Genomic DNA, 26805 nt, shown 5'->3' on the forward strand with positions numbered 1-26805 from the left:
CGGTGGACTAACCCCCGATCGTCGGTTGGGAGCGATCCCTCAACGGCGGTCGGCCCTGACTGCGGACGATCGACGCGCCGGCCGGCCGCCGGGGCTCCCGCGTCGGCTGTCCGACGCGCTCAACGACGCGGGAAGGTGGTGTAGGTGGTGGCCGGTTCAGCCGGCACGGGCCGGTCCGGTCGGAACCGCGGCAGGTCGTAGTCGGGAACCAGGAAGCTGTCGTGTTCCTCGGGTGAGGCGCTCTCCGCCCAGTACACCGCGCCGGCCACCACGTGGCCGTTGCCACCGGACTCGGGTTCCAGGATGAACGCGCGCCGGTCGTACCAAGGGCGGGGATCTGCGGCCCGGAGCTGCTCCTCCTCCGTCGGGGAGGCGAATCGCACGGTCAGCGCTTGGTAGTGATCGCGGAGCGACAGCGTGGTGACATCCTTGAAGAGGATCTCCACCGTGGTGGGCAGCCCGGCCTCGATGTCCTGCTTCCCGCGAAGGAGGATCTGGCTGTGTCCGATGATGTGGGCGAACAGGCGCAGGGGTCGGTCGAAGGAAACCGGTAAGTCCACCAGCTCTGTCCGTTGCACTGACACAAGCTACCTGTGGGCGCCCGCGGCGGAACCGACTGGGTGAGGGAAAGGGGCGAGGCGTGGGAGCGCATGGCTCCCACGCCTCGCGATCAGCTCAAGCCGTGCGCGCTCAGCGGCGGTCGGCCTTGGCCAGGGTTTCCTTCAGCGCGTAGTACGCGGGCTTCTTGGCGAAGTCGTCCCACATGACCGTGGCCGCGCCCTCGCCCTGGAAGAAGACCGGGACCCACGAGTACTTGTCGGTGAAGCCCCAGATCGTGAAGGAGTCGCAGCCCTTCACGGCCAGGCACGCGGTCAGGGTGCGGTTGTAGTAGTCGGCCTGCTGCGCCAGCTGGGCCGCGGTGGGGACGCCGTCGGCCGGGAGGTCCATGCGGACGTCCAGTTCCGTGATGGCGGTTTCCAGGCCCAGTGCCGAGAAGCGCTTCAGGTTGGTTTCCAGGTCGCCCGGGAAGCCGTAGCGGGTGCTCAGGTGCGACTGCGCCGAGAAGCCGTCCACCGGGACGCCCTGCGCCTTCAGCTCCTTGATCAGCGCCAGGTAGGCGTTGCTCTTGGCGTTGACGCTCTCCACGTTGTAGTCGTTGAAGAACAGCTTCGCCTTCGGGTCGGCCTCGTGCGCCCAGCGGAAGGCGTCGGCGATGATGCCGGGGCCGAGCTCGCGGATCCAGATGTTCTCGGTGGTGCGCAGCTGGCCCGAGTCGGTGAAGATCTCGTTGGCCACGTCCCACTGCTGGATCTTGCCCCGGTACCGGCCGACCACGGTCTTGATGTGGTCGCGCAGGATGGACCGGAGCTCGTCCTTGGTGAACGTGCCCCCGGTCAGCCAGGCCGGGTTCTGGTTGTGCCACAGCAGCGTGTGGCCGCGCACGACCTGGCGGTTGCGCTGCGCGAACTTCACGATGGCGTCGGCCATCCCGAAGTTGTACTTGTCGCGCTCGGGGTGGATGTACTCCCACTTCATCTGGTTCTCGGCGGAGACGGAGTCGAACTCCGCCGCCAGCACCGCGCGGTAGGGCTGGTCGGAGGTGAAGGGGTCGGGGTAGGGCATGGTCTCGTGGTGGCCGCCGCCCGCGACGGCGGTGCCGATGTGGAAACCCTTGGGCGCGGCCCCGCGCAGGGTGTCCTTGCGGGCGTGCCCCGCGCTGTCGGCCGCGATGTCGTCGGCCGGAGCCTCGTCGGCGGACGCGGTCAGCGGGGTGAACAGGGCCAGCGCGGTGAGCGCGGCCGTGGCCAGGCGGGTGGTTCTCATGCGTCAGGCGCTCGCTTCCTTGCGACGGCAGGCCTTCCGAAACTTTCGCAATACCAACGCTAAGTTTCGATGTCGGGACCCTAAGCCGCTGGTCGAGCAGGCGTCAAGGTTCGGGATCCCGAAGCCGGGGCGCTGGGCCGGTCGGGTGACAGCGACACCTGCCGGTAACAGGGGACGCGCCCGTTCCCGAAAGCGTGGGGGAAGCCGCCGCCGATGAGGGGACGTCGCATGTCAGTTGGGAACCGCCGCAGACCGATCCCCAGAGGGCGCGCCGGCGGCGTGCTCCTGGTGGTCCTGGCGCTGATCGGGTTCGGCCTCACGCCGCCGGAGCTCTACGGCGGCCGGGTCCGGCCCGCCTCGACCGGCGACGGCTCGGTCACCACCCCCGACCACCCCGAGGGTGCCGCGTTCAACCCCAACCAGCTCAAGGGCATCAAGGCCGCCGACCCCACCGCCGGGGTCAACCTGGTCTCCGCCCCGACCGCGAACAACATGGGCGACGCCCGCCTGTCCTACCCGCTGGAGGTCCCGCCGGGCCGCTCGGGGATGCAGCCCAAGCTGGCGGTCCAGTACAACTCCGCCGGCGGCAACGGGTGGACCGGCGTCGGCTGGGACCTCGCCCAGGCCCAGATCACCCTCGACACCCGCTGGGGCGTCCCGCGCTACCACGGGCAGTTGGAGACCGAGTCCTACCTGCTCAACGGCGAACAGCTCACCCCGGTCGCGCACCGCGGCGAGCTCCAGGCCCGCACCGCCGAGAAGGTCTTCCACACCCGCGTCGAGGGCCGCTTCGACAAGATCGTCCGGCACGGCGACCACCCGACCAACTACTGGTGGGAGGTCACCGACCGCGAGGGCACCAAGTCCACCTTCGGCAACGACCCGAACTCCACCCTCAAGGACGGCTCGGGCAACATCGCCACTTGGGCGCTGCGCGAAACCCGTGACACGAACGGCAACTTCGTCCGCTACCACAGCACGAAGGTCGAAGACAACGGCGTCGCCAACGGCTCGGTGCCGGGCAGCAACCTCTACCTCGTCAAAATCACCTATACGGGCCACGGCGACACCGAGGGCCGCTACTCGGTCACCTTCCAGCGCGACCGCGACCGCAACGAGCCCCGCCGCGCCGACGTGCAGATCGACGCCCGCTCGGGCTTCAAGCGCGTCACCGCCGACCTGCTGCGCCGCGTCGAGGTCAAGGTCGACAACACCCTGATCCGCGCCTACGAGCTGGACTACCGGCCGGGCGCGTTCGCCAAGACCCTGCTCGCCTCGGTCAGCCAGTTCGACGCGAACAACGCGAAGTTCAACACCCACACGTTCGACTACTTCGACGACATCCGGGACGCGAACGGCGCCTACAACGCCTTCGACACCGCCGGCACCTGGGACATCGGGAACGACGACCTCGGCGTGAACGTCCGCGACGGCGAAGCGAGCGCGCTGTCCGCCACCACGAACAAGAGCGCCGGCGGCCACCTCTACGTGGGCTACAACCCGACCTCGGTCAGCAAGTCCAACTCCGCCGGCGTCAAGGTCGGCTACAACTCCGGTTCGGCGGACGGCCTGCTCGCGCTGGCCGACGTCAACGGCGACAACCTGCCGGACAAGGTGTTCCGCTCCGGCGGCGGCGTCTTCTACCGCCCCAACGAGTCCGGCCCGGACGGCCCGACCAAGTTCGGCGACACCCCGATCCGCCTGACCAACCTGCCCGGCATCTCCACCGAGAAGACCCGCTCCGGCACGGTCGGCATCGAGTCCTACTTCGGCGTGGCCGCGCAGCTGGACTACGTCTCCACCACCACGACGTCCGACCGGTACTTCCTGGACGTCAACGGCGACGGCATCACCGACCTGGTCAACAACGGCGGTGTGCTGTTCGGCCACCTCGACGCCAACGGCCAACCCGCCTACAGCGCGGACAGCGGCGACACCGGCGTCCCGGTCGGCACCGGCACGGCCTCGGGCACGATCGTCGGCGACCAGACCGCCGAGTTCCAGCGCCAGGTCGACACGTTCCCGCTGCTGGACGGCGTCCGCCGCTGGGTGGCCCCGTTCGACGGCACGGTCCGCGTCGACGGCCGCGTCAAGCTGCTCCAGGACACCAGCCCCGAACGCCAGTCCTACCGCAGCGCCGACGGCGTCCGCGTGACCATCCAGCACCAGGACACCGAGCTGTGGGCGCAGCGCATCGGCCCGGACGACCACATCGAGTTCGCCCCCACCGGCACCGACAACATCGCCGTGCGCAAGGGTGAGGCGCTGTTCTTCCGCGTCCAGTCCGTGCTCGACGGCATGTACGACACGGTGTCGTGGGACCCCAAGGTCACCTACACCAGCGTCCCGGCGAGCACCGACGTCAACGGCCTGGCCAACGACACCTACCTCGCCTCCCGCGACTTCACCCTCGGCGGTCGCCCCTCGGTCGTGACCGCCCCGCTGACCGGCACCCTGCACCTGTCCGGTGACGTCACCAAGACCGGCCCGACCACCGACGACGTCACCGTCGTGGTGTCCCGCAACGGCACCGACGTCTACAGCCACACCCTGAACCGGGGCAGCGACGGCACGGCGTCGATCGACCTCGACATCCCCGTCACCGCCAACGACACCCTGTCCTGGCGGCTCAAGGTCGACTCGCCGATCGACGCCGGCACCCTGCGCTGGGTCCCGCGCGCCCACTACACGTCCGCGCAGGGCCTGGACTCGGTGGTCGACGACAAGGGCAACCCGGTCCTGGTCATCAACCCGCCCTACGACCTGGACATGTACCCAGTCTCGACGCTGAGCGCGCCGCAGGCGAGCTACACCGCCACGCAGACCGGCACCATCACCGTCGACCCGGCCCTGGCCTTCGACTTCGCAGGCCAGACCCCGAACACCCGCGTGGTCTTCACGGTCAAGAAGCGCGGCGCCCTCCTGGCCAAGCGCGTGATCGACATCGTGAACGGCCAGGTCCCGGCAGACCTCCGGGTCACGGCCCAGGTGAATCAGGGCGACGAGCTGTTCTTCGACTTCGCCACCCTCGACACCGGCCTCCCCGGGCGCCTGACCAGCCAGTCGGCGTCGGTCTCCTACGACGGCACGAACTTCGTCGCCGTCCCCAGCGCGCTGCACGCCTCCGCCGAGCAGGGAGCGTTCGCCCAGCCGTACCGGGGTTGGGGCGCGATCGGCTACCAGGGCAACCGCGACCGGGCGACCCAGCCCATCAAGCGGTCCGACCTGGTGCTGGACGAGAGCTACAAGAACGACCTGCCCGGCGGCCCCACCGAGGCCGACGTCCCCGGCTTCACCAACGACCCCAAGGTGAAGCAGCCCAGGATCACGGTGTTCGCACCCCTCCCGGCCCAGGACCGCTGGGCGGGCGCGGACGACAACACCTGGGTCGCCCGGGACACGTCGTCCAGCTCCCGGTTGGGCCTGGACACCATCGACGTGATCAGCGACGGTGACGTGGCCGGTGCCGCGGCGGTGTCCAGGCGTGGCCGGACGCAGCAGATCTCGACCACGTTCGGCGCGAGCATCCCGGGCGTGCCGATCGGGGCGGGCGCGAGCGTGGCCAAGGGCCGCACCACCGGCCAGCTGGACTTCCTCGACCTCAACGGCGACCGGTTCCCCGACGTCGTGGGCTCGGCGGGCGTCCAGTACTCCGACATGACCGGCGGGCTGGGCGACCAGCGCGGCAGCGTCGGCGGCGCGGTGCGCGAGTCGGAGTCGCTGGCCTACGGCGTCAACGCCAACGCGGGCAGCCCCGCCCGGACCAGCGGCAACGCGCGCGGCCAGGACGCGCCCTCGGGCAGCCGCAACGCCAACAGCGCCAAGGCGGGCGTGGAGATGCCCGCGCTGGGCGTGGGCGGCAACGTCGGCGGCGGCGAGTCCGACACCGGCTACGACCTGCTCGACATCAACGGCGACGGCCTGCCGGACAAGGTGTTCGACAACGGCGACGCCGCGCTGAACCTCGGCTACTCGTTCGCGGCGCGCGAGCCGTGGCCGGGCGGCCCGGTCAACGACGGCAAGACCACCAACGCCGGCGTGAACCTGGGCTTCAACACCAACTACTACGGGTTCGCGGGCGGTGTGTCGGCGGCGGTCGGCTCGTCGGTCACCAGCGCCACGCTGCTGGACGTCAACGGCGACGGTCTGGCGGACCGCGTGTTCGCCAACGGGGACAACCCGGTGGGCGTCGCGATCAACACCGGCAACGGGTTCGGCGCGCCGACGCCGTTCCGGGGCAGCGGCGGCGAGATCGGCAAGGACGAGAACGCCACCCTCGGCGGCGGCGTGTACTTCACGTTCGGGTTCTGCTTCTTCTTCGGCTGCCTGGTGTTCAACCCTGGCGGCGACGTCTCCACCGGCATCGGTCGCGCCGAGGTGGCGCTGCGCGACGTCAACGGCGACGGCTACGCCGACCACGTCCGCTCGACGCGGGACGACGAGTTCGTGGTGGCGGCCAACAAGACCGGGCGCACGAACCTGCTGCGCACGGTGTCCCGGCCGCTGGGCGCGAAGATCGACCTGGACTACACCCGGTCCGGCAACACCTCCGACCAGCCCGACTCCAAGTGGGTGCTGTCCCGGTCGGCGGTGTTCGACGGGCACCCCGGCGACGGCCAGGACGTGCAGCTGTCGACCTATCGCTACGAAGGCGGCAAGTACGACCGGCTGGAGCGCGAGTTCCTGGGCTACGGCAAGGTCGTCGCCGAGCAGCGGGACGCGGGCGCGGGCGACGCCGTGCTGCGCACGCTGACCAACGAGTACCGCACCGACACCGTGTACGCGCGCGGCCTGGTCACCCGGTCGGTGACCGCCGACGCGGCGGGCCGGCTCTTCCAGGAGACGGTCAACACCTACCAGCTCCGGGACGTCAACGGCGGCGGCACCGCCAACCCGGCGTCCACCACGGCGACGGTGTTCCCGCTGCTGGCCCGCGTGGACAAGCACTTCCACGAGGGTCAGGCCAACCCGGGCAAGTCCACGTACACCGAGATGGCGTACGACGACTACGGCAACCTGATCAGGTCGTTCGACGCCGCCGACGCCGGTCCGGGTGACGACGTGGAAGCCGAGTTCGGTTACACGGCGTCGATAGCGGCCTGTCGGGACCGCAACATCGTCGGCGTGGCGAACCTGGTCCGCGAGTCCGGGACGAGCCCGCGCACCCTCATGCGGCACCGCGAGTCCACGGTGGACTGCACCTCCGGTGACGTGAAGGTGGTCAAGGAGATCCTGCCCGATGGGTCTGCGGCGGTCAGCGACCTGACCTACCACCCCAACGGCAACCTGCGCACCATCACCGGTCCGACGAACAAGAACGGGCAGCGGTACAAGCAGGAGTACGACTACGACACCGTCGTGGGCGTGCACGTCGAGCGGATCAAGGACAGCTTCGGCTACGAGTCCACGGCCACGCACGACATCCGCTTCGGCCTGCCCGACCTGACCATCGACGAGAACCACCAGTCCCTGCGCACGTCCTACGACAGCGTGGGCCGCGTGGATGAGATGGTCGGGCCGTACGAGCTCGGTTCCGGCCGGGCGACGATCGACTTCGAGTACCACCCGGAGGCGAGCGTCCCCTACGCGGTCACCCGGCACCTCGACCGCACGGCCACCGGGGTCCGCGACGACACGATCGACACGATCCAGTTCGCAGACGGCCTGGCCCGCCCAGTGCAGAGCAAGCAGGACGGCACGGTCGCGACCGTCGCCGGGGCGGCCCCGGCCGACGTCATGGTGGTGTCCGGACGGGTCACGTTCGACCCGCTGGGCCGGGTGGTCGAGCAGTACTACCCGGTGACCGAGCCCAAGGGCGCGGCCAACACCTCCTTCAACCCGGCGTACGACACCGTGGCCCCGACGAAGCTCAGCTTCGACGTCATGGACCGCAGCGTGAAGTCCGTGCTGCCGGACGGGACCTCGTCCCAGCTGTCGTACGGCTTCGGCGTCGACCGGTCGGGCACGACCCGGTTCGAGACGGTCGCCACCGACGCCAACGGCAAGCAGCGCCGCACGTACACCGACGTGCGCGTGCTGACCACGTCGGTGAAGGAGGTCAACGCCGGCACGCCGATCTGGACCAGCTACGGCTACGACCCGATGGGCCAGCTGACCAGCGTCGTGGACGACAAGGGGAACACGGCGAAGGCCGAGTACGACAACTTCGGCCGCCGCACGGTCGTGGACAGCCCCGACTCCGGCCGCACCGAGACCCGGTACGACCTGGCGGGCAACAAGACCGCCAAGATCACGGCCAAGCTGCGTGAAGCGGGCAAGGCCGTCGAGTACGACTACGAGTACAACCGCCTGGCGGGCATCCGGTACCCGGTGTTCACCGGCAACAACGTCACCTACACCTACGGCGGTCCGGGCGCGCCCGACAACGGTGCGGACCGGGTGGTGGCCGTGCGCGATGCGGCCGGCACGGTGACCCGCAAGTACGGCGCGCTGGGCGAGAAGACCAGCGAGACCCGCACGGTCACCGCTCTCGTCACGCCCGCGCGGACCTACACCACCCAGTACCGGTACGACTCGTTCAACCGCGTGCTGGACATGACCTACCCCGATGGCGAGGTGCTGCGCTACGAGTACGACTCCGGCGGCCAGGTCAACCGGGCCACCGGGCGCAAGGCCGGGTTCGACTACCCGTACCTCGCGCGCATGGACTACGACAAGTTCGGCCAGCGGTTGGTGCAGGAGACCGGGACCGGCGTGCGCACCACGTTCGCCTACGACCCGGAAGACCGTGCGCTGAGCAACCTCAAGTCGAAGTTGGCAGACGGGCACCAGTTCCAGGACATCACCTACGAGTACGACAACGTGGGCAACGTCCGGTCCCTGACCAACACGGTGCCGCTGCCGCACGGCAAGCCGATCGGCGGTCCGAGCAAGCAGACCTACCGCTACGACGACCTGTACCGGCTCACGTCCGCGACCGGCGAGTACAAGGACAAGGACAACAAGCTCGACCGGTACTCGATGACGCTGGCCTACGACTCCATCCACAACCTGACCAGCAAGAGCCAGCGCCACGAGATCCTGGTGCAGTCCGGCACGTCGTCGCTGTCGTCTGCGGAGTCCTCTGGCTCGTCGCAGACCTTGGCCGACGAGCCGGTCACCGACCCGGCGACCGGCGAACCGCTGCCGCCGTTGGGCGCGATCGAACCCGAGGACCAGCAGGTCTCGGCGGAGACGACCTCGAGCGGTTCGGGCACCTCGGGGACGGCCTACACACCGATCGCGTACTCGGTGCAGGAGGCCACCACCGCCCAGGAGCAGAAGAAGACCACCTACGACTACACCTACTCCTACGACAGCCCCAAACCGCACGCGGCCACGGGCATCGGCCCGATCAACGAGTCCTACGACCCCAACGGCAACCTGGTCGACTCGGTCAACACCCTGCCGCCCGCGCCCGGCAAGCGCCGGCAGCTGGTGTGGGACGAGGAGAACCGGCTGGCGTGCAACCAGGACCACAGCCGCAACAAGACCGTCGCCCAGCACCCGGACACCTGCACCAGTCCCCAGCAGCCGGCGACCGTGCGGTACGTCTACGACGACGAGGGCAACCGGGTCGTCAAGAACGCCGGTCCGCAGCACATCTACCCCAACCGGGCGTTCAGCGAGCGCAACGGGACGTCGTTCAAGCACGTGTTCGTCGGTGACACCCGGATCGCCACGAAGACGGTCAAGACCGACTCCACCTACGAGAACCACCACTTCTACTTCCACGCCGACCACCTCGGGTCGTCCGGGTACGTCACCGACGAGCACGGCAACCTGACCGAGCACACCGAGTACTTCGCGTTCGGCGAGCCGTGGGTGCAGGAACACCCGGCGCAGCCGACGCCGGTCCCGTACCTGTACGGGTCCAAGGAGTTGGACGAGGAAACCGGCTTCTACTACTACGGCGCCCGCTACTACAACCCGCGGACTCAGTTGTGGCAGAGCCCGGACCCGATCCTCGAGTCCTACTTGGACGGTGCGCCCGGCGGGGGCGTGTACCAGCCGTTCAACCTGGCGTCGTACACGTACAGCCGCAACAACCCGGTGAAGTACACCGACCCGGACGGCCGGTACGTGGAAAGCGCGTGGGACGCCATCAGCCTGGGCATCGGCGTGGCGAGCTTCGTGCAGAACGTGCGCGAGGGCAACGGCTGGGGCGCGGCCCTGGACGCCGTGGGCATCGTCGCGGACGGCGCGGCCCTGGTGCTGCCGGTGGTCCCCGGCGGTGCGGGTGCCCTGATCAAGGCCGGTCGGGCGGCGGAGAAGGGCGTCGAGGTCGTCAAGGCCGCCGACCGGGCACGGGACGCTGAACGGGCGTTGCAGGGCGCGCGGGCGGCGGACAAGGGTGGTGACGCGGCCAAGGCGGCGCGCAACACGTCCGTGCCGTGTGCGGTGCCCAACAGCTTCACGCCGGACACGCCGGTGTTGATGGCTGATGGCAGCCGGAAGCCGATCAGTGAGGTGCAGGTCGGCGATCTGGTCCTGGCCACCGACCCTGAGACCGGTGCGAGCGAGGCCCGTCCCGTCACCGACCTGATCGTCGGCGACGGCTCGAAGGACCTGGTGGAGATCACCGTCGACACCGGTTCCGGCAAGGGCACGGTCATCGCCACCGATGGTCACCCGTTCTGGTCGGTCGACCTGAACTCGTGGGTCGAGGCCGGGCAGGTCGAGGTCGGTGCGCTGCTGCGCACCGGCAGCGGCACGTACGTCCAGGTGGTGGCCGTTCGGGCGTGGACCCAGCAGCAACGGGTGCACAACCTGACCGTCGACGGCCTGCACACGTACTTCGTGGCAGTCGGTGCCGTCGACGTCCTGGTGCACAACTGCGGTGGTCCCGTCATCCGCAACAAGCACCTGGCCGGCAAGACCCACCCGAAGACCGGCGTGCCCTTCGACAAGAACGGCTTCCCGGACTTCTCCAAGTGGCGCCACCCGAAGGTGCCGGACGTGCGCATCAAGCTCACCGGCAACCGGAAGCTGGACGAGAAGCTGGCCAACGAGGCAGCGGGCCTGAAGAGCACGCCGAAGGACTACACCTGGCACCACCACCAGGACAGTGGTCGAATGCAACTCATCAGGCAGGACGTCCACAGCGCCACGGGCCACACCGGAGGGCACGCGTTGAAGACGCATGAGTGACGAGTTCTGGGAGGAGGACCCGTACTTCACGGGTCCTCCTCTGACCGAGGAGCTGGTCCGCAGGGCGGAGGCGTTGTTGGGCGTCCGGCTCCCGCGGACCTACCTCGGGTTGTTGGCGCGGCGCAACGGCGGTACCCCTCGCCGCCGTTGCGTCTTCACGCCGTTTCCGACGTCCTGGGCTCCCGATCACTTCGAAATCCGGGGGTTGCGGGGGATCGGGGGGAAGTGGGGGATCGACTCGCCGGACCTGGGGAGTCGGTACCTGGTGGTGGAGTGGGGGTATCCGGACGTCGGGGTGGTGATCTGCCAACTGCCTTCGGCGGGGCACGACACGGTGATGCTGGACTACCGGGAGTGCGGGCCGGAGGGGGAGCCTGCGGTGGTGTACGTGGACGAGGACCGGGTGCCGAGGCGGGTGGCGGATTCGTTCGAGGAGTTCACGACGATCCTGCGCACCTGCCCCGACTGACCCCGGCACCCACGCGCTGGCGCGCTCGCAAGATCAAGAGCGAAAGCCAAAAGCGAAAAGCGGACGCTCGCCGCTGGGCAGGCCCCCGGGGTGGAAGGGCGTCGGTTTCTTTCCCCGTCCGGCCTGCCGGAGGCAACCACACTTGGCCCGTTTGAGCAACCGGAAAAGCTGGTTGCACAAACGGGCCAAGCGCGGTTGGGCTGCGCCCAGGCCGGACGGGGAAAGAAACCGAGGCCCTTCCTGTGGGCTGTGCAGCTCGGGCTCGCGCCTTCGGCGCAAAAGCGGCGCGGCCGGTGAGGGGGTGGTGGCGTGGGCTTGCGGCTGGCGGGGCCGAACAGCGGGCTGAGTGGTGGGGGCGTGTTGGTGGTGTTTGTCGGAAGTTCACCGTTGGTCGGTACGGTTGGGTGGTTGTCAACCTGGGGAGGCTTCATGCGTGTGCAAAAGATCGTTGCCCTGGTGTGTGCGACCCTCGCCGCCACCGCCGTGCCCGCCGCAGCGGCCGAGTCGCACTCCGAGCGGATCCTGTTCAACGGTGGTGGTGAGTCGTTCAACGGGATCGCCTACCACTCGTTCCGCATCCCGTCCCTGGTCCGCACCAACGACAACACCCTGCTGGCATTCGTCGAAGGTCGTGCCGCGAGCAACGGTGACTACGGCAACATCAACCTGCTCTACAAGCGCTCCACCGACAACGGCGCCACCTGGTCGGGGCTGCGGGAAGTCGTTGGGAGCGGGCAAGGGGTGTGGGGGAACCCGACTGCGGTCGTGGACCGGTCGAACAACAAGGTGTGGTTGTTCCTCAACCACCAGCCCGAGGGCGCTGACCCCGTGAACTCCTGGGACGACCGCCAGGTCTGGCTCACCTCCAGCACCGACGACGGGCTGACGTGGGCCGCGCCCGCCAACATGTCGGCGACGCTCAAGCCTCGCACGCTCGCCAACGGCGGCAGTTGGAACTGGGATGCGGTCGGGCCCGGAGTCGGGATCCAGACCACCGTGCGCAACCCCGGGCGTCTGGTCGTCCCCGCTCAGCACCGCAACATCTACAGCGACGACCACGGTGCGACCTGGCGTGTCCAAGTCCTCCGGGCGACCTCGGGTGCGGCGATGGAGCAGACGGGCGAGTCGACCGTGCTCGAACTGGCAGACGGCACGCTCTACCGCAACGACCGGCCCACCACGTCGGCCTGGGAAGCGGACAAGCGTCGGCTGGTCGCGCGGGGCACGATCGAGGGTGGGTTCAGTGCGTTCGCGGCGGCGGGGTGCTTGCTGGATCCCAAGAACGAGGCCTCGACCATGCGCTACAACTCCGACGCGCCGGCGCGGATCGCGTTCGTCAACTCGGCCAGCACCGAGACCCGGACGAAGATGCGCATCCGGATGAGCGAGGACGAAGGCCGCACGTGGAGCTACAGCCGGCCGTTCTCCGATGCGCCGCTGCCGGGGGAGAGCGCCACCTACAAGGAGGGCGGCTACTCCAGCATCGTCAAGACCGCCGACTACCACGTGGGCGCGTTGATCGAGGTCAACGAGAACACCTCCAGCAGTTCCACTTCCCACCGCTCGATCGCGTTCCGCAAGGTCAACCTGCCCTGGATCAAGGGCGGGGTGTCGGAACCGGGGTGTGACGGCGGGATCTGATCAGGTGAGGCGCTCGCGGAAGAAGTTCAGGATCTCGTCGCGGGCGGTGACGGTCGGGTGGCCTTCCCGGTCGACGAGGTGGACCGTGACGACGCTGTGCGGGTAGTCGACGTGCTTGGCGAAGAACGGGGGCACGTCCTCGTTGACGTCGTCGGGTAGTTCGCGGCCGACGAACCTGTCGCCCAGGGCGTCGGTGTAGGCGGCGAAGCGCTGGGCCGTGCAGATCAGGTCGCCCTGGAAGCGGTAGGCCAGGACGGTCAGGTCTTCGCGGTCCAGCCTCTCGCGCACCGCGCGCAGCTCGTCGGGGGCGATCTCCAGGCCGGCGGGGTCGTCCAAGGGGAGGGACGGCTGGGCGAGGACGGGGGCCAGGACGGCGGGTTCGAGCATCATGGTCAGGGCGAAGTTGCCGGTGAAGCACATGCCGATGGCGCCGACGCCGGGACCGCCGCACTCGTCGTGCGCCTGTCGGGCCAGGGCCATCAGCCACCGGGTGACGGGGCTGGAGCCCTGGTTCGCGAACGCCCGGAACTCCTTGCTCACGCACGCCCGCCGCGCCACCGCGTACCCCTCGTCGGCGTCCGGCACCGCGCCGTCCCGGCCGAACAGCGACGGCAGGTAGGCGGTGAACCCGGCGTCGCGCACCCAGCGGGCGAAGCGGGCCACCTGGGGGCTGATGCCGGGCATCTCGGCCATGACGATGACGGCCGGTCCCGTGCCGGTGACGTGCACGGTCTTGGTCGTGCCGTCGATCGTGACCGTGCGGTGGTCGAAGTCGTCCAGGGTGTCCACGGCGGTGATCCTCGGTGGTGGACACTGGGTGGCGGGAGTGGCGGATTCGACAACGATCGGGGATTTCTCGCCATGACGTCCGTGCGGGTGCTGGCGCCGGAGGGCGCGATGCGGTCGAGCGTGGCCATCACGTTCGACGTGCTCGACACCGCGAACCGGGTGCGGGCGCGGACGTTCACGCTGGTCGACGGGGAAGCCGACCTCGTGGTGCTGCCGGGGTTGGGGTTGACCAGCGGGGCCGAGGTGCGGGACTTCCTCGCCCGAGCGGACGCGGTGGCGGCGGGCCGGGTGCTGACCGACGCGGTGGCGCGCGGAGCGGAGGTGGCGACCTCGTGCTCGGGGGCGTTCCTGCCCGCCGCGCTGGGGCTCCTCGACGGTCGGCGTGCCACGACGTCGTGGTGGCTGGCCCCGCTGTTCCGCCGCCTGCACCCGGCCGTGGACCTGGACGCGGACGCGCTGGTGGTCCGCGACGGCCCGATCACCACCGCCGGTGCCGCGATGGCCCACCTGGACCTGATGCTGACCCTGGTCGCGCGCCACGGCGGGGCGGACCTGGCCGACCGCTGCGCCCGCTACCTGCTGGCCGACGTGCGGGCCGGCCAGTCGAACTACATGGCCCTGGGTTTCCTGACGGCCAGTGACCCCGACGTGGCGGCGGCGGAGCGGTGGGCGCGAGCGCACCTTGAGGAGGACGTGTCGGTGGCCGACCTGGCGGCGGCGGTCGGCCTGTCCACCCGGACCTTCGCCCGGCGGGTGGAACGCGCGACCGGCCACTCCCCGGTGCGCTTCCTCCAACGCCTGCGCGTGGAGACCGCGCTGGACCTGCTGACCACCACCGACCTCCCGGTGGCCGACATCGCCCGCCGCGTGGGCTACGCGGACCCGACGACGCTGCGCCGGGTCCTGCGCCGCGACACCGGGCGCAGCCCCCGCGACCTGCGTGGTCACGCGGGTGGGGACAGGACCAGTCGGCGGGCGAAGTTGGTGTAGCGCATGCGGTCGAACGCCTTCGCCATCGGCTGGTTGGCCAGGTCGGTGTCGGCGCGGATCACGTCCGCGCCCGCCTCCTCGGCCAGGAACCGGGTGATCTCGGCGAGGACGTCGTCCACGTAGCCGTGGCCGCGGTGCTCGGGCAGAACACCCAGGTAACCCACCACGGGGAAGCTCGTGTTGCGGGACGGCAGGCCGAAGCCCACCGGCTCGCCCTCGGGTGTCTCCGCCACGAACCACCACGACCGGTCACCCACCATGGAGTCGCGGTAGAACGCCACGTCCGACCGCGCCTGTCGCTCCGCGCCCACCTTCGCGGCCTCCTGGGAGCTCGCGGCGTCCAGGGAGTGCTCCAACACCCGCCGGAACAGGTCCACGAAGACCTCGTCGTCCGGTTCCGGCCGGAAGCGCAGGCGGGGTGACGGGGCCGGGACGCCCGAGTCGCGGGTCCACTCGTAGCGCAGCCGTTCCACCGGCTCGGTCAGGCCGGCCCGGGCGGCGGCGTCCCGACGCCACTCCAGCGCGGCGACCGACTCGGGGTCGTCGCGCCAGTCGGCCGGCAGCAGCACGTGGTACTCCAGCGCGGTCCCGTAGGACCGGTGGGCGGCGGACAGCAGCTCCCCTGCCAACTGGGCGCGGTCGTCGCCGGCGCGGGCGTGGAGGGTGTCGAGGGCGGCGGGCTCGGACTGCTCCGGCGGACCCCACCACACGGCGACGGCGTGCACCTCGCCGTCCTCCTCGGCGATCCACGTCCACTCGGGCCGGTATTCGGTGGTGGCGAGGCGCTTCCGGAACGCCTCGACGTCGCTCCAGGCGCCGACCCCGCCGACCGCCAGCAGCGGCAGGACGCGGTCCACGTCGGATTCGGTCATGGGGCGGAAGATCACATGTTCTCCAGGTGTGTCAGTGCGAAGAGGTCGGCCCACTGGCCCGCGGTCAGGTCGCGGGGGAGTGCGGTGTCGGGCAGGTGGCGGCGGGTCCAGCGGGTGACGGCCGGGCGGGTGCGGGCTGGTGCGGCGGCGGTGAGGACCTGGCGGGCGCCTCGGCCCCGGCCGGTGAACGCGCGGTGCACGAAGTCCTGGTAGGTGGCACGGCGGTCGGTCGGGACCAGCGGGTCGGGGCGGCGGGTGAGGGTGAGCAGGCCGCCGTCCACGCCGGGCCTGGGGGTGAACGCGGCGGCGGGCACCCGGCGCAGCAGGGCGAAGTCGAACCAGGGCCACCACTGCGCGGTCATGAGGGTCGCCCCGCCCACCCCCGCCCGCCGCCGCGCCACCTCCCACTGCACGAGCAGGACGGCGGAGGTCCAGTGCCCGGCGCGCAGGACCCGGCGCAGCATGGCGGTGGTCCGGTGGAAGGGCAGGTTGCCCACCAGCACGTGCGGCGCGCGCGGCAGGCGGTGGGTCAGGAAGTCGCCCGCGACCACCGTGGTCGTCGGGCCGACGCGGGCGGCCAGCGACGTGGCCAGCCGCCGGTCCACCTCGATCGCCGTCACGGGGCGTCCGAGGGCTTGCAGGGGGAGGGTGAGAGCGCCGTCGCCCGCGCCGATCTCCACGATCGGCAGCGGCGGGGTCGCGGCGACCGCCCGCACGACGGCGGCGACGACGGTCCGGTCGGTGAGGAAGTTCTGGCCGAGCTCGTGCCGGCCTGGGTACTGCGTGCGCACTGCTGCTCCGCGGCTTCGTGGTGAACCGGGCAGCACTCCTGGCCGCCCGGCGTGGACACGCTGGAGCGGCGGAACTCGTCGATACCGGACAAGGCCGCCGCTAGGCGCGGCGGAGCCGGGTGAAAGCGGCGAAGGCGCAACACATGGGGCCGACCCTAGATCGGCACGCGCGGCGCTGGGAAACGGTTTTCCGCGCCGGGCCGCTAGACCGCCGGGACGTGGGCCTTGAGCAGAGCCAGCCGGCTGGCGGTGCGTTCCAGGTCGAGGGCCCGCGCGTCCGCGGTCAGCACGTCGCCCTCGCTCACCAGCACCAACCGGACGTCCCGGTCGACCAGCACGTCCACCACGTTGGCGAACCGCTGCTGCGCCTCCCGGTCCCGAGTGGACAGTGGTGGCACACCGCTGATCACCCACGACGGGTACCGCTGCGCGAGCACGAGGTAGTCCTGGGTGGACGTCGGCCGCTCGCACAGGTCCGCGAAGTCGAACCACACCAGCCCGTCCGCCACGCCGACCGCCCGGATCTCGCGGCCGTTCACCGGCAGCACGACCGGGTGCTCGGGGCGGACGAGCCCGAGCGACGCCAGCTGCGCGTCGGTCCCGGGCGAGCACCACACCCCGGTCTCGAACACCGATCGCGGCGCGCCCACGGGGGTTCGCCGGTAGTCGGTCGGCCCGGCCACCTCGACCACCTCCATGCTCGCCTCGATCATCGCGATCCCGGGCCGGAAGTGGTCGTGGTAGAGCGGGTTGGGCAGCAGGCCCGCGGGCGGGTAGTTCGAGGTCACCAGCAGCACCACGTGCCGCGCCCGCAGGGATTCCAGCAGCCGCAGCACCAGCATCGCGTCGCCCACGTCGTGCAGGTGGAACTCGTCGAAGTGCAGCAGCCGGCAGTCCCCGGTCAGCTCGGCCACCGCCTCCTCCACCGCGCCGGGGGTGTGCAGGCGTGCCGAGATCCGGGTGTGCAGCTCGCGGAAGAACTCGTGGAAGTGCACCCGGCGCTTGCGGCGCACCGGCACCAGCTCGAAGAACGTGTCGGCGAGCCAGCTCTTGCCGCGCCCGACCGGCCCCCACAGGTACACCCCGCGCGGGTGGCCGCCGAACACCGCGGTCAGCTCCGCGCCCAGCTCGGCGAGCCGGGCCGCCGCGTGCTCCTGCGCCGCGTCGAGCACGTACCCCCGTTGCCGGGCCGAGTCGTGGAACCGATCGAGTAGTTGTCGTGCGCGCACCTACCGCATCCTTCCCTGAATGCGTTAACTTGGGGAACGATGGGTGATGATATGTACTCCGTCGAGCAGGTCGCGGACCGGCTCGGCCTGCACGTCCGGACCGTCCGCGGCTACATCCGCAGCGGTCGGCTCAAGGCCGTGCGGATCGGCAAGCAGTACCGGATCGCGCGCGCCGACCTCGCCGCCCTGCTCGGCCGACCCGACCCGCCCCGCCGGGCGGTGGAGGTCTCGACGGTGGTCGAGGTCGACGGCGTGGACGGGGCCGGCGCCGACCGGCTGGGCACGCTGGTGCTGGCGAGCGTGGGCACCGCGCCCGACGCCGCGCACCCGTTGCGCGTGCAGACCCTGTTCGACGAAGAGAGGAACCGGATGAAGATCGTGGTGTTCGGCGGTCCCGCCGCCACCGCCGACGTGCTGCACCTGATCGCCGCCGTGCTCGACGCCGACAACGGCTTGTTCGCCGGGGAGGTCGACGGTGGCTGACGTGGTGCGCGAGCGGGAGGGCGTGCCGGTGCTGGAGTGCGACCCGGACGGTCCGCCGATCGCGACCGTGGACGACGCGGTGGAGCTCGTCGGCTCGGTGTTCCTCGGCGCGCGGGTCGCCGCGGTGCCGGTGCGGCGGCTGGACGAGCGGTTCTTCGCGCTCGGCACCCGGTTCGCGGGCGAGGTCATGCAGAAGTTCGTGAACTACCGGCTGCGGTTGGCCGTCGTCGGGGACATCTCGGCGCACCTGGCGTCCAGTGCGGCGCTGCGGGCGCTGGTCGCGGAGTCCAACCGGTCCGACCACGTGTGGTTCGTGCCCGACTTCGCCGCCCTGGACGACCGCCTGCGCGCGACCGCTCCCCGGTAGCCTGGGACGGTGGCAGACGAGGTCCCGGCGGACGTGGTCCAGGCGCTGCGGGCGCTGTCCAACCCGCTGCGGCTCCAGCTGCTGACCTGGCTGCGCGAGCCCGAGCGCAACTTCGACCTGGCCGGTGCCGAGGTCGACCCGCACGAGGTCGGGGTGTGCGTGAGCCACATCCAGGCGAAGGTGGGGCTGGCGCAGTCCACGGTGTCGGCGTACCTGTCCGAACTCCAGCGCGCCGGCCTGGTGCGGGCCACCCGGGTGGGCAAGTGGACCCACTACAAGCGCGACGAGCAGCGCATCGCCGAGCTGCTGACGGTCCTGGGCAAGACTCTGTGATCGGGTAGCCGCTGGTCACGGGTCGGATGAGGGGGTCGGTGCCGACGTCATATCGAAGTTCCGCGATACTTCGATGTGAGTGATCCGCGGAACACTGATGGGGGTGCCCGATGGGCAACGACCTGGGGCTGGGCGCGTTCGGGGTGTGGACCTTCGACTTCGAGGACCACCCCGCCGCGCTGGTGCGCGACTCGGTGCAGGAGTTGGAGGAGCTGGGCTGGCCGGCGGTCTGGGTGCCGGAGGTCGGTGGGCGGGAGGCGTTCTCGCTCGCCGGGTACCTGCTGGCGGTCACCGAGCGGATGAGCGTGGTCAACGGGATCGCCCAGATCACCGCCCGGGAAGCGGCGGCGGCCCGGGGCGGCGGTGTCCTGCTGGCCGACGCCTACCCGGGGCGGCACGTCCTGGGCCTGGGGCTCGGCGCCGGGCGACCGGGCGTCAAGCCGCTGACCGCGGTGGCCGAGTACCTCGACGCGTTCGACGGCGCGGAGGAGGTGCGGCGAGTGCTGGCCGCGTACGGGCCGAAGATGCTGGAACTGGCCCGCGACCGCACGTCCGGCGCGCACACGTACAAGGTGAACGTGGCGCACACCGTGCAGGCGCGGGAGATCCTCGGACCGGACGCGTTCCTCGGGGTCGAGCACGCCGTCCTGCTGGAGACCGACCCGGACCGGGCCCGAACGGTTGCACGGGAACACCTCGTGCCGTACCTGTCGACGCCGTACAACCTGGCCAAGTTCCGGCGACTGGGCTACACGGAGGATGATCTCACCGGCGGTGGCAGCGACCGGTTCGTGGACGACATGGTGTTCTGGGGCGACCTGGACACCGTGGTGGACCGGCTGCGCACGCAGCAGGAGGCCGGCGCCGACCACGTGGGCGTGCAGGTGATCGGCGTCCGGGCCGGGGAGACCGCCATGCCGCAGTGGCGCGCCCTGGCGGAGGCGCTGTCGCCGGGGGTGTGATCGCCGCGCGGGCGGGATGCGCCAGGATGTCCGGATGCGGTTCCCGCGCTCCCGCCCGCTGATCGTCGTGACCTTGATCGTGGTCGTCCTGCTGCCGCTGGGGGCCGTGGGCGTGATGTCCTTGGCGAGCGCTCGCGGCTACCAGCTCTTCGGCGGCCTGACCAACCGCGTCCGGACCACGGAGAAGGTCGTCGCCCTGACCTTCGACGACGGTCCCCACCCCGCCGGCACCCGGGCGCTGCTCGACTCGTTGAAACGCAAGGACGTCCGAGCCACGTTCTACGTGACGGGCCGCGAACTGTCCGAACACCCGGACCTCGGCAAGGCGATCGCCGACGCCGGCCACGAACTGGGCAACCACTCCTACCACCACGAACGGATGGTCTTCGTGACCCCGGCCTTCGTGGCGGACGAAGTGGAACGCACGGACGACCGGATCCGGGCCACGGGCTACCAGGGCGAGATCACCTTCCGCCCCCCGAACGGCAAGAAGCTCGTGGCCCTACCGCACTACCTGAGCGAACACCACCGCAAGACGATCATGTGGGACGTCGAACCGGACTCCGGCGAGCAGGCGTCGAAGCGGAGCGCGGACGAGATCGTCCGGGCGACCCTCGACCAGACCCGGCCGGGGTCGATCATCCTGCTGCACGGCATGTACCCGGGACGGGACCGGACGCGGGCGGCGGTGGAGCCGATCGTCGACGGGTTGCGGGAGCGGGGGTACCGGTTCGTGACGGTGTCCGAACTCCTGACCTTGGGTCCCGACGACTAGGGTCTGCGGTCGTGTATGTGAAGTTGTGCGGCCTGCGCACCGCGGCGGATGTGGCCACTGCTGTCGACGCCGGTGCCGACGCGATCGGTGTGGTGCTCACCGCCAGTCCTCGTCAGGTGTCTCCGGAGACCGCGCGTGCCCTGGTCCGGGAAGTGCCCTCGGACGTGCTGACCGTCGGGGTCGTGCTCGGGGTGCCGGCGGACGAGGTTGTCCGGTTGGCTCGTGAGAGCGGGGTGGGTGCCGTGCAGTTGCACGGGGCCTACCCGGAGTCGGCGTTCCGCGAGGTGGCCGTGTTGGGGGTGCCGTTGATCCGCGCGGTGGGTTTGACGCCGGAGACGGATGTTCGGGTCGGGGCGTTTGGGGAGGACATGTTGTTGCTGGACTCCCCTGTTGCCGGGTCGGGGCATCGGTGGGACCTGTCGGCCTTGGATGGCGCTCGGCCCGAGGGCAAGTGGCTGCTGGCGGGCGGGTTGGGGCCGGACAACGTGGCGGAGGCGGTTGCGCGGGCTCGGCCGTGGGGGGTGGACGTGTCCAGTGGCATCGAGTCGAGTCGGGGGGTCAAGGACCACGGGTTGATGCGGGCCTTCGTGGCTGCCGCGCGCGGTTAGGCGCGGTCACCAGCTCGCTGCCCCCGCGAACGAAGTGGCGGCGGGCCGGTAGCCCAGGTGGGTGCGGGCGGCGGTGGTGTCCAAGGTGCGTTCGTGGGCCAGGTGGCTGATCGCGTACCTGGTCAGGCGTGGTGGTGTTCGTGAACGGGCTAGGCGGAAGATGCGCTCGGCGATCGCTGCTGCCGGCCACGCGACCTGTAGTGGTAGGTGGCGGATGCGTATGTCCAGGCCGCGTTCGGTCAGCAGGGAGCGCAGGGCGTCCTCCAGCACGACGGGTTCGGCGTCGGCCACGTTGTAGACGCCCGGCTCGCCCGTGCACGCCAGCAGCGTCGCCTGCACCAGGTTGTCGATCGACGTCAGCGACTGCCGTGCCCGACCGTCGCCGACCAGGAACAACGTCCGGCCCCGGATGGCGCTCAGCACCCGCGGCAAGAGGGTCGGGTCGCCCGGCCCGTACACGGCGTGCGGTCGGAGGACCACGGTGTCGGGGCGGTCCAGGAGTAGCCGTTCCGCCTCTGCCTTTGTTGCGCCGTAAGGGGTCAAGTAGCGCGATACGGGGGCCTCGGACTCCACGGCGTTCACGTTGGGGGTGAACGGGTCGTAGACGCTCGCGGAGGACATGTGCACGAAACGCGCGCCCGGGAAGGACGCCAGCACGTGCCTAGTGCCGTCCACGTTGACCCGCCGGACGCGTTCGGCCGGCCCCCAGTCCGTGACCGCCGCCGCAGAGTGCACTACGGCGTCCACCTGCGGCGGATCGGGTAGGGGGCCGGTGGTGATGTCCCAGTCACGGGAGCCGTAGGCGTGCACCTGCCAGCCCCGGGCCTCGGCGGCACGGCGCACGGCCCCGCCCACGAACCCGGTCGCACCGGTGATCGCGAGGCGCATCACGGGGCCAGCTTCGCGCGGAGCATGGACCGGTCGACCTTGCGGTTGCGCCCCGCGACCGGCAGTTCCGGCAGCACGGTGATCTCGTCGGGCAGCGCCGAGGCGTCGATCAGCCCCGGCAGCGCGGCCCGGACGCGGTCGGCCAGGTCGGGGGCGGCGTCGGGCGCGGGGACCAGGGCCAGCACGATCCGCTCGTCGCCGATCTCGTCGGGCACCCCGACCATGACCGCCGCCGCGACCCCGGGCAGCGCGGCGATGGCGGGTTCGTACAGGCCCGGGTACACGTTGGTCTTGCCGCGCAGGATCATGTCCTTCTTCCGGCCGGTCAGCACGATCCGGTCGCCGTCCAGGCGGGCGAGGTCGCCGGTGGCGTGCTCGGTCAGCGGCGGTTGCCCGAGGTAGCCGCGGCACAGGTTCGGGCCGGACACCAGCAGTTCGCCGTCCTCGGCGAGCCGCGCCCGCACCCCGGGCAGCGGGCGGCCCAGCAGGTCGCCGCCGTGCGCGATCTTCTCCTCGGCGGTGGCGATCGCGACCGGCAGGATCTCGGTCATCCCGTACACGGCCAGCAACTCCACGTCCGGCAGCGCGGTTTTGGCGCGCTCGAGCAGCGGCGGGAGGACGGGCGCGGACCCGAGCAGGACCTGGCGCAGCGAACCCGGGAGCGGCACCCCGCTGTCCAGGATCACGGCCAGGTCGGCCGGGACCAGGAACGTGTGCGTGGCCCCGTCCAGGCCGGCGGCGAGCGCGGCCGGGTCTGCGGCGGGGGCGAAACCGTAGGGCGGCATGGACCAGTGCGCGCCCGCCACCAGTGCGGGCAGGCCCAGCATCATCTGGTCGGTGTGCACGCGGGTGTCCGGGCCGAGCGCGCACCGGGTGGCGAGGGCGTCCAGGGCGGCGGCCAGCGAACCCCTCGTGTGGACGACGGCCTTGGGCGCGGCCGTCGTGCCGGAGGTGAACACGATCACCGCGTCCTGGTCCGGGTTAGGCTCCGGGAAGGGTGCGTCGATCGGTTTGGCCAGGTTGCGCGTGGACACCGCTCTACGGGGCACGCCGGGCAGCCACGGGCCGGACCGGATGTGCCGCACGGGTAGTGCCGAGTAGTCGGGCAGCAGCACACCGCGTCGGCGGGCCAGCGCGCGCAGCGGACCGGGAGCGCTGGCCGCGTACAGCACGGACTCCGCCGCCGCCCAGCCCGGTCCGGCCAGCTCCGTGCGGCGGGCGAACAGCTCCGGCCCGCCGCCGGGGTCCACGAACACGACCGTGCCGCCGGCCGCGACCGTCCCGAGGGCCAGCACGATGGCGTCCGGGCCGGGACGGATGGAGAACAACATCCGCGTGCCGGGCGTGAAACCGTTGTCCCGCAGGCGTTGCGCGGTGCTCAGCACCTTGGTGGACAGCTCGGCGTAGGTCAGGGTGCGGCCACGGGCGTCGGTCAACGCGGGTCGGGGGCCGTGCTCGCGTGCCGCCTGCAACACCTCGATCAGCAGGTCAGCCACGCCGCACCACCAGCCTCTCGTAACAGGGGAGCAGCACCTTGCGGGCCGCCTTGCGGTCCACAACGGACAGTGGGGTGGCGTCGAGGACGGCGGTGAGCACGGCTCGGATCTCGGCGTGGGCCAACGGCATCCCCAGGCAGAAGTGTGGTCCCGCGCCGAACCAGAGCTGCCGGACGTCCGGCGGGTGCGGTCGGTCGGGGTCGAAGTCCCCCAGCGCGCGGGCCGCCGAGACGGTCGCGATGACCACCCGGTCACCGGCCCGCACCCGCACCCCGCCCACCTCGGTGTCGGCGGCGACGCTGCGGAGCATGACCGGCGAGGGCACGGTGACCCGCAACGCTTCCGCGATCACGTCGTCGGTTCGCACGCGGTCGCGGGCCACGCGGTTCAGCCAGCCGGTGTCGTGCAGCAGGGCGATCAGGCGCGGGAGGTAGGAGACCAGGGTTTCGGTGCCGGTGAGGACGAACGCGGCCACCGCGCCCAGCGCCTCCTCCTCGGTGAGCCCGAGTTCGCGCATCCGACCGGGCACGGTGGCCGGGTCGCCCTCGGCGTACGCGCGGGCGGCGGGCCGGGTGAGCGTGCCGAGCGCCTGCCGGCCGTGCCGCACCTGCGCCGGGGTCAGCGACGGGCGGCCCAGGCGGATCATCGACGTGATGGCCGTGCCCGCCGCGTGCGCCGCGACCGCTTCGCCCGGTGCGAGCCCGACCAGCTCGCAGATCACCGCCCCGACCAGCCGGCGCACCACGGGGACCAGGTCGACCGGTCCGGCGGCGAGGTCGTCGCGGAGGCGCTTGACGGGCTCGTCCGTCACGCGCGCGCACAGGTCGGCGACGCTGCGGGGCGTGAACAGGCCGGACAGCTTGCGCCGCAGCTCGGCGTGCGCGGAACCCTCCATGTTCAGCAGCACGGTCGGGCCGACCACGGGCGTCCACAGGTCGGCGGGCGAACCCGGACCGGTCTTGGTGAAGTGGGCGGGGTCGTTGAGGACGCGCTTGGCGATCCCGGCGTCGCTGACCAGCACACCGACCCGCGGCACCCGCACGACCGGCGCGATCCGGCCGAGCCCGCGCACCAGGGGGTAGGCCAGCGGGTGGGCGGCGAGCTGGAGGCGCAGTTCCCAGTTCACCGGATGTCCACGACGTCCGGGCGGTAGCGGTGGTCGGCGTACCAGGCCAGGGTCTTGCGCAGCCCCCACGCCCGAACGCGGCGCGACGAGCCCCGGACCACGACGTCCCGCCGCAGCCCGTAGGCGCGGGTGTGCAGGCGGACGGCGTTGACCAGCGCCCGGTCCTCGTGCAGGTCCTCGATCCGGGACCGCGGGAACCCGCCCGCCTGCGCGTACAGCTCGGCGGTGATCGCCATGTTGCAGCCGGCGGTCATCACGTACGGGCCGCGGTAGCGCGGGTCGCGGTTGCCGGGGCGGAGCTTGCCGAACAGGGAGGCGACCTCGACGGCGGCGACGAGCGCCCACCTCGTGGCCGCGGGCAGGCCTTCGTCCTCGCGGGGCAGCAGTTGCCCGGACACCAGCCGCAGCCCGTCGGCGAACGCGGCCTTCACGCGGGCGGTCCAGTCGGGGGCGGGCAGGCAGTCGGCGTCGGTGCGGGCCAGCCAGGTCGCGCCCTGCGCGATGGCGTGCCGCATCCCCGTGTCGGCGGCGGCACCCGTGCCCTTCTGCGGTTCGTGGACGACCTCCAGTCGGAGGGCGTGCTCCTCGGCGAACCGCCGGACGACGTCCACAGTGGAGTCGGTGGAACCGTTGTCCACCACCACGAGCGTGAAATCCGGGTCTTGTTGTGCCGCCAGGGCTTCCAGCGTCTTCCTGATCCCGTGTTCCTCGTTGTACGCGGGCACGACCACCCACAGGCTCACAGCCGGACCACCACCAGGCCGAGGCTGACCCCGCCCGCCAGGCCGACCAGCGCCACCAGGTCACCGGGCCCGCAGCGGCCCAGGCGCCCGGCGGTGACCAGTTGCAGCGGCAGGCTCGCCGACGCCGGGTTGCCGTGCGCGGGCAGCGTGACCACCAGCTTGTCCTTCGGCACCCCGGCCCGCTCGGCGAAGACCTCCAGGTAGGGCAGCGACACCTGGTGCACCGCGACGACGGCGAAGTCGTCCCAGGTCAGGCCGAGCCGGTCGAGCGTGTCGTCCAGGACGCCGCTGCCCAGGCCGAGGAACGCGTTCTTCAGCCGCGCCCCGTCGAGGTCGAAGTAGGTGTGCTCGGGGTCGCGCGGGTGCTGCGAGCCGCCGCCGGGCAGCGTGCCCACGTCCCACTGGGTCGAGTCGGCGGTGAACCCGCAGCCCACGACCCCGGCCTCGCCCTCGGTGAGCAGCACGGCCGCGCCCGCGTCGGACATCGTGTAGCCCGGGAACGCGCGCAGGAACTCCCGCAACCCGCCGACCTGCCACCGCACTGCCCGCGACGGAGCCTCGCCACTGGCGATCAGCACCGTGCGGTAGCGGCCGGTCGAGATCAGGGCGTCGGCGACCTCGATCGCGTTGAGCACGCTGTTGCAGGCGTTCTTGACGTCCATCACCGGGCAGCGCAGGTCCAGCTTCGCCGCCACGATGTGCGCGGTGGCGGGCTCGACCATGTCCTGGCTGGCGGAGGCGAACAGCAGGAGGTCCACCTCGCCGGGCTCGACGCCGGCGTCCGCCAACAACTTCCGCGCCGCCGCCACCGCGAGGTCCGACGCCTGCTCGTCGTCGCGCATGACGTGCCGGGACTCGATCCCGGTCAACCGCCGGATCAACCCGGGCGGTGGCGCGAACGGACCCACCCGCCGCTCCACCTCGTCCGTGCTCACCTGCTGTTCGGGCAGGTGCACCGCCACGCCTGCCAGCCGTGTCCCCATGGGTGCACGCTATCCGGGGTCGGTGCCGACCGACGTCGGTAGAACTACTCGGATGGCTCAGTCCGGCGGCTCCATCGGCCGGGGGTCGCGTTCCGGGGCGGGTGGGTTCGGTTCCGGGGTCGGCGGGACCGGGTCCGGGATGGGCGTGGGCGGCACGGGGTCGGGCTCGCCGGGGGTCGGCCGGGGCGACGGGGGCTCCGGGTGGGGGACGGTCATGGTTCCTCCTCGTGGTCGGGAGTCGGCCCTGGGTTACCCGCCGGGGGCGTCCGGAACGCTAGTCTGGCGG

At 71.2% G+C, this 26805-nt stretch carries 22 protein-coding genes; 10 read left to right on the plus strand and 12 right to left on the minus strand.

Annotated elements, in window-relative coordinates:
• Window positions 1-119: 119 nt before the first annotated feature.
• Together DFJ66_RS00960 and DFJ66_RS00965 are read right to left on the minus strand one after the other, a co-directional pair.
• Window positions 120-578 carry a hypothetical protein gene (locus DFJ66_RS00960; RefSeq protein WP_147459138.1) on the minus strand — a complete coding sequence of 153 codons (459 nt, stop codon included), beginning with the start codon at window positions 576-578 and terminating at the stop codon, window positions 120-122.
• A gap of 112 nt (window positions 579-690) precedes the next feature.
• The gene (locus DFJ66_RS00965; protein WP_121217026.1) at window positions 691-1824 is read right to left on the minus strand and encodes an endo-1,4-beta-xylanase; all 1134 of its coding nucleotides are present in this window, start codon (window positions 1822-1824) and stop codon (window positions 691-693) included.
• Between the two features lie 228 nt (window positions 1825-2052).
• Here DFJ66_RS00965 and DFJ66_RS00970 point away from each other — a divergent pair, with 228 nt between their 5' ends.
• The 3 genes from DFJ66_RS00970 to DFJ66_RS00980 all read left to right on the plus strand — a co-directional run bounded on the left by DFJ66_RS00970 (window position 2053) and on the right by DFJ66_RS00980 (window position 13084).
• A complete protein-coding gene (locus DFJ66_RS00970; protein WP_121217028.1) occupies window positions 2053-10974 on the plus strand; it encodes a SpvB/TcaC N-terminal domain-containing protein in 8922 nt (2973 codons plus the stop codon).
• The gene (locus tag DFJ66_RS00975; protein WP_121217031.1) at window positions 10967-11443 is read left to right on the plus strand and encodes an SMI1/KNR4 family protein; all 477 of its coding nucleotides are present in this window, start codon (window positions 10967-10969) and stop codon (window positions 11441-11443) included. Before DFJ66_RS00970 ends, DFJ66_RS00975 begins: the two co-directional genes overlap by 8 nt.
• A 429-nt stretch (window positions 11444-11872) precedes the next feature.
• Complete coding sequence (locus DFJ66_RS00980; RefSeq protein WP_121217033.1) at window positions 11873-13084, plus strand: sialidase family protein; 1212 nt, start codon at window positions 11873-11875, stop codon at window positions 13082-13084.
• Here the strand turns inward: DFJ66_RS00980 and DFJ66_RS00985 are convergent, their stop codons facing one another.
• On the minus strand, window positions 13085-13873 hold the full coding sequence (locus DFJ66_RS00985) for a dienelactone hydrolase family protein (RefSeq protein ID WP_246029505.1): 789 nt from the start codon (window positions 13871-13873) through the stop codon (window positions 13085-13087).
• Between the two features lie 72 nt (window positions 13874-13945).
• Between DFJ66_RS00985 and DFJ66_RS00990 the strand changes: the two genes are divergently transcribed.
• Entirely contained in the window at window positions 13946-14863 is a 918-nt protein-coding gene (locus DFJ66_RS00990) for a GlxA family transcriptional regulator (RefSeq protein ID WP_121217034.1), read from the plus strand.
• On the opposite strand, the gene DFJ66_RS00995 is transcribed toward DFJ66_RS00990, so the two are convergent.
• The 3 genes from DFJ66_RS00995 to zapE all read right to left on the minus strand — a co-directional run bounded on the left by DFJ66_RS00995 (window position 14818) and on the right by zapE (window position 17755).
• Entirely contained in the window at window positions 14818-15735 is a 918-nt protein-coding gene (locus tag DFJ66_RS00995; RefSeq protein ID WP_147459139.1) for a GNAT family N-acetyltransferase, read from the minus strand. The two genes, DFJ66_RS00990 and DFJ66_RS00995, sit on opposite strands and share 46 nt — an antisense overlap.
• A gap of 11 nt (window positions 15736-15746) precedes the next feature.
• Window positions 15747-16526, minus strand: a complete 780-nt coding sequence (erm, locus tag DFJ66_RS01000) for a 23S ribosomal RNA methyltransferase Erm (protein ID WP_121217038.1) — start codon at window positions 16524-16526, stop codon at window positions 15747-15749.
• A gap of 203 nt (window positions 16527-16729) precedes the next feature.
• Window positions 16730-17755 carry a cell division protein ZapE gene (gene zapE, locus DFJ66_RS01005; protein WP_121217040.1) on the minus strand — a complete coding sequence of 342 codons (1026 nt, stop codon included), beginning with the start codon at window positions 17753-17755 and terminating at the stop codon, window positions 16730-16732.
• A 39-nt stretch (window positions 17756-17794) separates the two neighbouring features.
• On the opposite strand from zapE, the gene DFJ66_RS01010 reads away from it, so the two are divergent.
• The 6 genes from DFJ66_RS01010 (at window position 17795) to DFJ66_RS01035 (ending at window position 21283) form a co-directional block, all read left to right on the plus strand.
• Window positions 17795-18238: a helix-turn-helix domain-containing protein gene (locus DFJ66_RS01010; protein ID WP_246029506.1), complete on the plus strand. Its 444-nt coding sequence runs from the start codon at window positions 17795-17797 to the stop codon at window positions 18236-18238.
• Entirely contained in the window at window positions 18231-18605 is a 375-nt protein-coding gene (locus DFJ66_RS01015; protein WP_121217044.1) for a DUF4180 domain-containing protein, read from the plus strand. The genes DFJ66_RS01010 and DFJ66_RS01015 overlap by 8 nt, the downstream gene beginning before the upstream one ends.
• A gap of 9 nt (window positions 18606-18614) precedes the next feature.
• Window positions 18615-18938 (plus strand): ArsR/SmtB family transcription factor, encoded by a 324-nt coding sequence (locus DFJ66_RS01020; RefSeq protein WP_121217046.1) that lies wholly within the window; start codon window positions 18615-18617, stop codon window positions 18936-18938.
• Window positions 18939-19048: 110 nt separating this feature from the next.
• Entirely contained in the window at window positions 19049-19900 is an 852-nt protein-coding gene (locus DFJ66_RS01025) for a TIGR03620 family F420-dependent LLM class oxidoreductase (RefSeq protein WP_121217048.1), read from the plus strand.
• Between the two features lie 34 nt (window positions 19901-19934).
• Complete coding sequence (locus tag DFJ66_RS01030; RefSeq protein ID WP_121217050.1) at window positions 19935-20675, plus strand: polysaccharide deacetylase family protein; 741 nt, start codon at window positions 19935-19937, stop codon at window positions 20673-20675.
• Window positions 20676-20686: 11 nt separating this feature from the next.
• Window positions 20687-21283, plus strand: coding sequence for a phosphoribosylanthranilate isomerase (locus tag DFJ66_RS01035; RefSeq protein WP_121217052.1), 597 nt, complete (start codon window positions 20687-20689; stop codon window positions 21281-21283).
• 6 nt (window positions 21284-21289) lie between these two features.
• Here the strand turns inward: DFJ66_RS01035 and DFJ66_RS01040 are convergent, their stop codons facing one another.
• Genes DFJ66_RS01040 through DFJ66_RS42390 form a run of 6 tightly spaced genes read right to left on the minus strand, consistent with a single transcriptional unit; the run spans window position 21290 to window position 26735 of the window.
• Complete coding sequence (locus DFJ66_RS01040; protein WP_121230464.1) at window positions 21290-22171, minus strand: NAD-dependent epimerase/dehydratase family protein; 882 nt, start codon at window positions 22169-22171, stop codon at window positions 21290-21292.
• Window positions 22171-23667, minus strand: coding sequence for a class I adenylate-forming enzyme family protein (locus DFJ66_RS01045; RefSeq protein ID WP_121217054.1), 1497 nt, complete (start codon window positions 23665-23667; stop codon window positions 22171-22173). The genes DFJ66_RS01040 and DFJ66_RS01045 overlap by 1 nt, the downstream gene beginning before the upstream one ends.
• The gene (locus tag DFJ66_RS01050; RefSeq protein WP_121217056.1) at window positions 23660-24793 is read right to left on the minus strand and encodes a cytochrome P450; all 1134 of its coding nucleotides are present in this window, start codon (window positions 24791-24793) and stop codon (window positions 23660-23662) included. Before DFJ66_RS01050 ends, DFJ66_RS01045 begins: the two co-directional genes overlap by 8 nt.
• Window positions 24790-25536, minus strand: a complete 747-nt coding sequence (locus tag DFJ66_RS01055; protein ID WP_121217058.1) for a glycosyltransferase — start codon at window positions 25534-25536, stop codon at window positions 24790-24792. The genes DFJ66_RS01050 and DFJ66_RS01055 overlap by 4 nt, the downstream gene beginning before the upstream one ends.
• The gene (locus tag DFJ66_RS01060; protein ID WP_121217060.1) at window positions 25533-26519 is read right to left on the minus strand and encodes a 3-oxoacyl-ACP synthase III family protein; all 987 of its coding nucleotides are present in this window, start codon (window positions 26517-26519) and stop codon (window positions 25533-25535) included. Before DFJ66_RS01060 ends, DFJ66_RS01055 begins: the two co-directional genes overlap by 4 nt.
• Before the next feature lie 57 nt (window positions 26520-26576).
• Window positions 26577-26735: a hypothetical protein gene (locus tag DFJ66_RS42390; protein WP_170199057.1), complete on the minus strand. Its 159-nt coding sequence runs from the start codon at window positions 26733-26735 to the stop codon at window positions 26577-26579.
• Window positions 26736-26805 lie beyond the last annotated feature (70 nt).

It is taken from the genome of Saccharothrix variisporea (genome assembly GCF_003634995.1).
Taxonomy (GTDB): Bacteria; Actinomycetota; Actinomycetes; order Mycobacteriales; family Pseudonocardiaceae; genus Actinosynnema; species Actinosynnema variisporeum.

Excerpts from the sequence above, each read along its gene's own strand:
- DFJ66_RS01010 (WP_246029506.1), top strand. The coding sequence starts at position 17,795 with ATGGGTGATGATATGTACTCCGTCGAGCAGGTCGCGGACCGGCTCGGC.
- DFJ66_RS00975 (WP_121217031.1), top strand. The coding sequence starts at position 10,967 with ATGAGTGACGAGTTCTGGGAGGAGGACCCGTACTTCACGGGTCCTCCT.
- DFJ66_RS00980 (WP_121217033.1), top strand. The coding sequence starts at position 11,873 with ATGCGTGTGCAAAAGATCGTTGCCCTGGTGTGTGCGACCCTCGCCGCC.
- DFJ66_RS01025 (WP_121217048.1), top strand. The coding sequence starts at position 19,049 with ATGGGCAACGACCTGGGGCTGGGCGCGTTCGGGGTGTGGACCTTCGAC.
- DFJ66_RS00990 (WP_121217034.1), top strand. The coding sequence starts at position 13,946 with ATGACGTCCGTGCGGGTGCTGGCGCCGGAGGGCGCGATGCGGTCGAGC.
- DFJ66_RS01030 (WP_121217050.1), top strand. The coding sequence starts at position 19,935 with ATGCGGTTCCCGCGCTCCCGCCCGCTGATCGTCGTGACCTTGATCGTG.
- DFJ66_RS00965 (WP_121217026.1), bottom strand. The coding sequence starts at position 1,824 with ATGAGAACCACCCGCCTGGCCACGGCCGCGCTCACCGCGCTGGCCCTG.
- DFJ66_RS01060 (WP_121217060.1), bottom strand. The coding sequence starts at position 26,519 with ATGGGGACACGGCTGGCAGGCGTGGCGGTGCACCTGCCCGAACAGCAG.
- DFJ66_RS42390 (WP_170199057.1), bottom strand. The coding sequence starts at position 26,735 with ATGACCGTCCCCCACCCGGAGCCCCCGTCGCCCCGGCCGACCCCCGGC.
- DFJ66_RS01040 (WP_121230464.1), bottom strand. The coding sequence starts at position 22,171 with ATGCGCCTCGCGATCACCGGTGCGACCGGGTTCGTGGGCGGGGCCGTG.
- DFJ66_RS00970 (WP_121217028.1), top strand. The coding sequence starts at position 2,053 with ATGTCAGTTGGGAACCGCCGCAGACCGATCCCCAGAGGGCGCGCCGGC.
- DFJ66_RS00995 (WP_147459139.1), bottom strand. The coding sequence starts at position 15,735 with ATGACCGAATCCGACGTGGACCGCGTCCTGCCGCTGCTGGCGGTCGGC.